This is a genomic window from uncultured Planktosalinus sp., assembly GCF_963973675.1.
Taxonomy (GTDB): domain Bacteria; phylum Bacteroidota; class Bacteroidia; order Flavobacteriales; family Flavobacteriaceae; genus Planktosalinus.
The window spans coordinates 1-7739 of sequence record NZ_CAXBAN010000107.1 but is presented as its reverse complement, the minus strand read 5'-3'; the positions used below and the strand labels follow the sequence as shown (position 1 = coordinate 7739).

Below are 7739 nucleotides of genomic sequence, written 5' to 3'. Positions count from 1 at the left end.
TGGCGGATATACAGGCTATTTTGCTCACCTCTCTTTTATTCCTAAAAAAAATATCGGAATAGCCGTTTTCACCAATACAGATATGGGAATGACTGCCGCAAATTTGATTGTCAAATATGCTTACAATCTTTACCTAAACAATCACAGAGAGGTAAAAGAAGCTGAAAAAATATTGACAAAAAAAGTCCCAAAAGCTTTATCAAAACAAAGGAAATATCATTTGAAGCATCAAGATAAATTAAGTGAAAGAACCTGGAATTTAAGCTTACCAAAAGAAGCATATACCGGTATATTTTATAATAAAAATCTGGGAACAATTAAAATAAGCTATGAAAATGAGACCCTGTTTATTGCCTCAGGAAAATTAACCACAACAGCAACCCCCTTCCCTAACCCAGATACAATGCGTGTCGAACTTATACCCGGATCAGGTACTATCATTGGCTTCAATATCAAAGAAAATAAAGTAATTTCAATGTATCATCAAAAAGAATCGTTTGAAAGGGTTGAATAAATGGTATTTAATATATAATTTCAATACTTAAAAATCAGCTAAAAAACTTAACTTTGTAGTGAAAAAAATAAATGAAAAGTTTACTACGTCTAAACTTTTTCACACTCTGAATTTTCTATTTTTTAGTTTAAAATGATACATAAACAAGCCCTCATTAACCGTTTTATATCCTATGTCACCATTGACACTGAAAGTGATCCTGAAAGTGACACCACCCCCAGTACAGAAAAACAATGGAACCTTGCCAACAAACTGGTTGAGGAACTCAAATCGATTGGGATGAGTGATGTAAGCATCGATGAAAATGCCTATGTGATGGCAACACTTCCCTCCAATATTGAAAAAGATGTACCTGTCATTGGATTTGTTTCCCATTTTGACACCTCACCTGATTTTACCGGAGCCAATGTAAAACCTCAAATCATTGAGAATTATAACGGAGAAGACATCGTTTTAAACGAAAAAGAAAATACCATACTCTCCCCTTCTTATTTTGAGGATTTGTTGCAGTACAAAGGGCAAACCCTTATTACAACAGATGGAACCACTTTACTGGGCGCAGATGATAAAGCCGGTATTTGCGAAATCGTTTCCGCAATGGAATATCTATTACAGCATCCTGAGATTAAGCATGGTAAAATTCGCACCTGTTTTACTCCTGATGAAGAAATAGGTCGTGGTGCCCATAAATTTGATGTTGCAAAATTTGGAGCCGATTGGGCATATACGATGGACGGAAGCCAGATTGGAGAACTCGAGTATGAGAATTTCAATGCTGCCAAAGCAGTTGTAACAATCCAAGGAAAAATAGTACATCCCGGTTATGCCAAAGGAAAAATGATCAACAGTCTTTATATCGCGACCGATTTCATCAATTCCCTCCCCCGACTGGAAACTCCTGAACATACAGAAGGCAGAGAAGGCTTTTTCCACCTTACCGACATCAATGGTGAAGTCGATAAAACGGTATTGGAATATATCATAAGAGATCATGACAAAGAAAAATTTGAAGCCCGAAAGGAAATATTTCAAAAGTTGGCTAAAGAATTGAACGAGCAATTAGAAAAGGAACTCATTGAGGTAAAAATTACCAATCAGTATTCCAATATGCGGGAAAAAATAGAACCCGTTATGCACATTGTTGATATTGCAGAAGAGGCCATCAAACAAGCCGGAATTACCCCAATCATAAAACCCATAAGAGGGGGAACAGACGGCTCGCAACTCAGTTTTATGGGTCTTCCTTGCCCCAATATTTTTGCAGGAGGTCACAACTTCCATGGACGCTATGAATATGTACCCGTTGAGAGTATGCAAAAAGCAGTAGAAGTGATTGTCAATATTGCCAAACTACAAGCTGAAAAATTATAAGCCTACTTTCTGTTTTTAACAACTTCTTATTTTTTTATTGAACATAAAATTGTTGTATTACTCTTAAATTATTAATGAATTATTCTAAATAAAAAAAACCACTTTCGATGAAAGTGGTTTTTAATTAAATTATGTTGGAAATTATTTTTTTTCAGCCGGACTATTAAGTTTTGCACTCATTTCCATTGATAATGCAGATTTTTCAAATTTCATTTTTCCTGCACCCGACTCAAGAATTACTGTGCCGTCTTCATTGATATCCAAAATTTTGGCGTGAAGACCACTCTTTGTAATAACTTTATCTCCTTTGGATAATGCTTCTGCAAAACGCTTTTCTTTTTTCTGTTTTTGTATAGAAGGTCTAATCATAAAAAAATAGACCACAACGAACATTAGAATAAAGAAAGGTAACTGACCTCCTAAAAATCCATCCATATTATTTATTTAGAAGTGTTGGTTGAAAGTCCGCTTGCTTTTGCACCATCTTTTGGCTCAACAAATGCTTTAATACTAACTCTTTCAGTTCCTTTTTGAGTATTTGTAGATACATTTACTGAAATGGTTCTCTGATTTTGACCTGAACCATTAAACTTCACTAACATTTCTCCGGTATCGCCGGGTGCTACGGGTTCTTTTGTAAAGGTTGGAACAGTACAACCACAGCTTCCTTTAGCATCAGAAATAATTAACGGAGCTTCTCCTGTATTTGTAAAAGTGAACAAGTGTTCTACATTTGTACCTTGAGCGATTCTTCCAAAATCGTGTTCTGTTTTATCAAAAGTCATCACAGGGTATTTTCCCGGAGCTTCTTCACTTTTTGATGCTGCATTTGCAGCAGCTTGAGATGTTTGTTCCACATTCTCTTCATTTACTTTGTCAGCTGCATTCTCTTTACAAGAAGTAAAGGTAAATACTGCAGCCAGGGCAACAATAAAAATTGATTTTTTCATGGGTTAAAATTTTTTGATTTTTTTGATTTTTTGACGGGCACTAAATTAATAAAAAAAAATGGTTTACTGTAAGCCTCTTCCTGTTTTATTAATTTTATTGGAAATAGTATAATCTTTCGATATTTTATCTAACAAACCATTGATAAACAAACTACTTTTTGGAGTTGAATATTCCTTTGCTATTTCGAGATATTCATTGATTGTGACCTTTACAGGTATGGAAGGGAAATGTAAAAATTCCACCAATGCCATTTTTATAATAATTAAATCAAGTTCTGCAATACGTTCCTGATCCCAATTAGGCGTTTTTCCTTCTATTTCTTTTATTAAAGTTTCATCTTCCTGTATGGTTGTTTTAAACAAAGTTCCTGAAAACTGCTTGTCGTCATCATTTTTGTACAAGCCTGATGTCCATTTAACAGGATTATTTTCAGTCTTTATGGAATTAAGCACTTTAAGTATTGCTGTATTCACAATAGGAAAGTCATCAACCCAGGTTAACTGACTGTCTTCTAAATACTCATAAAGCTTTTCATTGGGTGCAATAACTTCTTTAAAAAAGTAAATTATAAAGTCTTTATCTTGCTTAAGTGTTGGTGATTTTAGTGCTAAATACTCTTTATAATATTCGTCTTGTCTTAACTCTTTAGAAATTATTTGAGGGTATTCGTTGTCAGTTTGCCAATTATTTAATTTGTGCTTTTCAATGAGGTTATTAAAAGAAGGATCCTTTTCAAGTAAGTTAAGAACTGTATTGTCTATAAAATTTCTACTAGGGCTAACATCGTTGTTTTTTGAAAGTTCCATAAAATTTTCAGCTTGGTCACGAACGGAAAGCATCAAAGAAAGCATCAACAAATATAAGTCGAGCATTTTTTCCATACTGTTTAACAGAAACTTTTCTTCTTTTTGAAGATTGGCCTGCTCCTGGTTTTTATAGGCATAAAGTGACTGAAGTACTTTAACCCGAATGTGTCTACGTGTAAGCATAGTTTGATATAAAGAACTTTAAAAGCAACGATGTTCAGGGTTAGCCCAGTACATCGTTGAATTTTATTTATTTTTTATTCTCTCTTTTTCGCGTTTCAATGCGTTCCTGAGCCAATTTTAAAGCTGCCTGATGTGTTGTTATTTTATCTATTTCGGCACTCTTTAAAATTTCCAGTGTTGTGTTATAAATATTTTCAGTTTTTCTAATGATTTCCTGTTTACCATAATTTTCCAGTTCAGCATATACATTAATGATTCCTCCTGCGTTGATTAAAAAGTCGGGAGCATATACAATTCCTCTTTCCTGGAGCATTTTTGTGTGCTTTTGTTCGTCAGCCAATTGGTTGTTTGCTGCACCGGCAATAATTTTAGCGTTGATTTGATTAACAGTACGATCGTTAATGGTTGCGCCCAGTGCACAAGGGGCATAGATATCCATTCTTTCAGCGTATAAATTGTTTCCTCCATAAATTACTGCTCCATATTTATCTCTTACATACTCCAAACGTTCCTGGCTAATATCAGCAATAAATACCTCTGCTCCTTCATTGGTTAGGTGCTCCACAAGCGCTTCTCCAACATTACCTATGCCTTCAACAAAAATTGTTTTACCTTCCAGGACATCACTTCCATAAGCGTATTTTGCAGCTGCTTTCATACCCATAAACACCCCATAGGCAGTTATTGGTGAAGGGTTTCCAGCTCCACCAAGAGATTCTGAGATACCTGTAACATAAGGAGTTACAGAACGCACAGTATCCATATCACTGGTTTCCATTCCTACATCTTCGGCTGTAATATATTTCCCGCTCAATGAATGAACAAACTCACCAAATTTTTTCATTAATTCCGGAGTTTTTTGAGTTTTGGCATCCCCAATGATTACAGCTTTTCCTCCTCCAAGATTCAAGCCGGTAATGGCAGACTTAAATGTCATTCCGCGTGATAATCGCAACACATCGTTCAACGCATCCCATTCACTTTTGTAATTCCACATTCTTGTTCCTCCTAAAGCAGGTCCTAATACTGTGTTGTGAATTCCAATAATTGCTTTTAATCCTGTATCTTTGTCGTTGCAAAAAACAATTTGCTCATGATCATCAAACGAAAGTTGACCAAAAACAGGATCTGCTTTTTGAATATCGTTCGCTTTTATAACTTCTGTAATCATATTTTTTTGTGATTTGTTATGTACCTGCCTTATAAGTTTGGCGGTGCAAAAGTAGTAGTTTATTTCATGAGTTTCAATAAAAAATGTGTTAAATTGAAATGGCTCATTCCAAGGAAAGCCTCATCCTGTAAATGAAAGAATTAAAACACCTCAATAAATATTTTATCAAGTATCGCGGTATGTTGTTACTTGGTCTAATTATCACAGTTTTCGCCCGCTTGTTTGCTATAATCACCCCTAAATTGATTGGTGATTCTGTAACTGTTGTCGATAGATATCTAAAAGATAATTCAAAGGATTTAAGTCAAATTCAAAATGAATTACTCATCAATATAGGCTTGCTGATTGGTGCCACTCTCCTGGCTGCATTGTTTACTTTTTTGATGCGGCAAACCTTTATTGTTGTCTCACGTAGAATTGAGTTTGATTTAAAAAATGAAGTGTTTAAACAGTATCAGGCCTTATCACTGAGTTTTTATAAACAAAACAGAACCGGTGATTTAATGAACCGCATTAGCGAAGATGTTTCAAAAGTACGCATGTATGCCGGGCCTGCATTGATGTACAGTGTTCAGACCATCACGCTCTTTGTTGTTGTAATCTGGTATATGTTCAGTCAGGCACCTTTGCTTACTTTGTATACTATTGCACCACTTCCCGTTTTATCAATAGCGATTTACAAACTGAGTGTTGCCATCAATCAACGCAGTACAATTGTTCAACAATATTTATCCAAACTTACAACCTTTACTCAGGAAATATTTAGTGGTATTTCGGTTATAAAAGCTTATGCAATTGAGCCACAAACACAAACAAACTTTGTAGTTTTAGCCAACGAAAGTAAAGACAAAAATCTTGATTTAGTAAAAGTTCAGGCCCTCTTTTTTCCATTGATGGTGTTACTTATTGGTGCCAGTAACCTTGTTGTTATATTTGTGGGAGGTCAACAATACATATCAGGTGAAATAGCAGAGCTGGGTACCATTGTAGAGTTTCTTATATTTGTGAATATGCTTACGTGGCCGGTGGCGGTTGTAGGCTGGGTGACTTCTATGATACAACAAGCTGAAGCATCACAAAAACGAATCAATGAGTTTCTTAAAGAAGAGCCTGAAATTAAAAACAATACTGATGTAATAACTCCTATTCAAGGAAAAATTGAGTTTGAAAATGTCTCCTTTACCTATCCTGATACAAATATTACAGCTTTAAAAAATATTTCATTCACTATAAACCCCGGTGAAACGATAACAATTTTAGGACACACCGGCTCTGGTAAGTCAACAATCCTGGAACTGATTGGAAGGTTGTATGATGTTAGCGAAGGCGTTATTTTAATTGATGAACAGCCTATTGAAAGTCTTAATTTAAAGAACCTCCGGAAGGCTTTAGGCTATGTCCCTCAAGATGCCTTTTTATTTAGTGACAGTATTAAAAACAACATCAAATTTGGGAAAGAGGAAGCTACTAATCAAGAAGTAGAAGAAGCTGCTAAACTAGCGGCTGTACATAACAACATACTTGGTTTCACAAAAAAATATGAGACGGTTTTGGGCGAACGCGGAATTACACTCAGCGGCGGGCAAAAACAGCGTGTATCAATTGCCAGAGCTTTAATAAAAGACCCTAAGATTTACCTGTTTGACGACTGTCTCTCAGCGGTTGATACAGAAACAGAAGAAACCATTATTAACAATTTACAAAAATTGTCTGTAAACAAAACAGCAATTATTGTAAGTCACAGAATTACCTCTGCTAAAAATGCTGATACTATTTTGGTTCTCAAAGACGGTGAAATAATTCAAAAAGGCACTCACAGCCAACTTATTGACATTGATGGTTATTACAAAGAGTTGTATGCCAAACAACTTTTGGAAAAAGATAATTAAAAAATGTTGCTCAGTAGGTTTTTTTTTTAGATTTTTGACTTGAAATATTCTTAAACAATTTAAACTATGAGTGAAAAAGATATGATGGAGCAAGAAGAAATTTTTTCAAAAGTATTGCGCGCCGGAAGAAGAACCTATTTTTTTGATGTAAGAGCTACCAGAGCTGGCGATTACTATTTAACCATCACAGAAAGTAAAAAATTCACCAATGATGATGGATCTTTTCATTATAAAAAACACAAAATCTATCTGTACAAAGAAGATTTTGCCAGTTTCAAAGAAAATGTGGAAGAAATGATAGAATTCATCATTAATGAAAAAGGAGAAGAGGTTATTAGTGAACGCCACCAATCAGACTATAAAAAGGAAGAAGACTCTTTAGATTCTCAAAATAAAAAGAATGAAGACAGTAAAAGCACTGAAAGCTTTACTGACCTCAATTTTGAAGATATTTAACTCTATCTTATTTCAACTATTTATAACCGCTTCTTTTTTTAAGAGCGGTTTTTTTTATCTTTAGCCTTTAAATTTTTTTCTATGCGTAAAATACTATTTTCTCTGTTATTCATTTCTGGTTCTTTATTTGCTCAAAATGAACCCATTGATCTAAATTATTATCTTCCCGATGATGTAACCTATAACAAGAATATTCCAACCCCAAAAAGCAGTATCGGTCACGAAGTGGGCGAATGGCATATCACCCATGATAAGCTGGTGAGCTATATGTATGCACTTGCCAATGCCAGTGATCGTATCACTATAGAAAACAGAGGAACCACTTATGAAGGCAGACCACTCATTCTTTTGACAATTACCGCTCCTGAAAACCACAGAAATCTGGAACAAATTCGTTT

At 34.9% G+C, this 7739-nt stretch carries 8 protein-coding genes and 1 pseudogene; 5 read left to right on the top strand and 4 right to left on the bottom strand.

Translation table 11 applies throughout. The annotated features are described in order from the left end of the window. Both AACY61_RS05865 and pepT read left to right on the top strand, forming a co-directional pair. On the top strand, positions 1 to 514 hold a 514-nt coding region (locus AACY61_RS05865; RefSeq protein WP_339610651.1), incomplete at its 5' end, for a hypothetical protein. Positions 515 to 646: 132 nt separating this feature from the next. Beyond that, positions 647 to 1885, top strand: a complete 1239-nt coding sequence (gene pepT / locus AACY61_RS05860; protein ID WP_339610650.1) for a peptidase T — start codon at positions 647 to 649, stop codon at positions 1883 to 1885. A 141-nt stretch (positions 1886 to 2026) separates the two neighbouring features. Here pepT and yajC read toward each other — a convergent pair whose 3' ends face one another. The 4 genes from yajC to AACY61_RS05840 form a co-directional block, all read right to left on the bottom strand. Further along, on the bottom strand, positions 2027 to 2320 hold the full coding sequence (gene yajC / locus AACY61_RS05855; RefSeq protein WP_339610649.1) for a preprotein translocase subunit YajC: 294 nt from the start codon (positions 2318 to 2320) through the stop codon (positions 2027 to 2029). Positions 2321 to 2325: 5 nt separating this feature from the next. Next, positions 2326 to 2835, bottom strand: a complete 510-nt coding sequence (locus AACY61_RS05850) for a DUF1573 domain-containing protein (RefSeq protein WP_339610648.1) — start codon at positions 2833 to 2835, stop codon at positions 2326 to 2328. Positions 2836 to 2898: 63 nt separating this feature from the next. Then, the gene (locus tag AACY61_RS05845) at positions 2899 to 3825 is read right to left on the bottom strand and encodes a transcription antitermination protein NusB (protein ID WP_339610647.1); all 927 of its coding nucleotides are present in this window, start codon (positions 3823 to 3825) and stop codon (positions 2899 to 2901) included. Between the two features lie 67 nt (positions 3826 to 3892). Beyond that, the gene (locus AACY61_RS05840; RefSeq protein ID WP_339610646.1) at positions 3893 to 4996 is read right to left on the bottom strand and encodes a Glu/Leu/Phe/Val dehydrogenase dimerization domain-containing protein; all 1104 of its coding nucleotides are present in this window, start codon (positions 4994 to 4996) and stop codon (positions 3893 to 3895) included. A 131-nt stretch (positions 4997 to 5127) separates the two neighbouring features. Here AACY61_RS05840 and AACY61_RS05835 point away from each other — a divergent pair, with 131 nt between their 5' ends. The 3 genes and pseudogenes from AACY61_RS05835 to AACY61_RS05825 form a co-directional block, all read left to right on the top strand. Then, positions 5128 to 6885: an ABC transporter ATP-binding protein gene (locus AACY61_RS05835; protein WP_339610645.1), complete on the top strand. Its 1758-nt coding sequence runs from the start codon at positions 5128 to 5130 to the stop codon at positions 6883 to 6885. Between the two features lie 66 nt (positions 6886 to 6951). After that, a complete protein-coding gene (locus AACY61_RS05830) occupies positions 6952 to 7341 on the top strand; it encodes a PUR family DNA/RNA-binding protein (RefSeq protein ID WP_339610644.1) in 390 nt (129 codons plus the stop codon). Between the two features lie 81 nt (positions 7342 to 7422). Then, a pseudogene (locus tag AACY61_RS05825) lies at positions 7423 to 7739 on the top strand (zinc carboxypeptidase); the annotation flags it as partial.